Annotated in this window: 2 tRNA genes; both read left to right on the forward strand. The window is 47.3% G+C overall.

What is annotated here, in order from left to right:
- Positions 1–34 precede the first annotated feature (34 nt).
- A tRNA-Met gene (locus H4J50_RS19270) sits at positions 35–111 on the forward strand.
- 56 nt (positions 112–167) lie between these two features.
- Positions 168–244: transfer RNA gene (locus H4J50_RS19275), tRNA-Met, on the forward strand.
- The last annotated feature ends 16 nt before the right edge of the window (positions 245–260 follow it).

Raw genomic sequence — 260 nt, forward strand, 5'->3', positions numbered from 1 at the left:
AACTTGGCTTGTCTAATTTATTAGACCATTCGGACGCGGGATGGAGCAGTCTGGTAGCTCGTCGGGCTCATAACCCGAAGGTCGTAGGTTCAAATCCTGCTCCCGCAACCAATTCTTAAGTTTGAATTAAAACAACTTGGCTTGTCTAATTTATTAGACCATTCGGACGCGGGATGGAGCAGTCTGGTAGCTCGTCGGGCTCATAACCCGAAGGTCGTAGGTTCAAATCCTGCTCCCGCAACCAATTCTTAAGTTTGAAT

Source organism: Colwellia sp. 6M3 (assembly GCF_014077595.1).
Lineage (GTDB): Bacteria > Pseudomonadota > Gammaproteobacteria > Enterobacterales > Alteromonadaceae > Cognaticolwellia.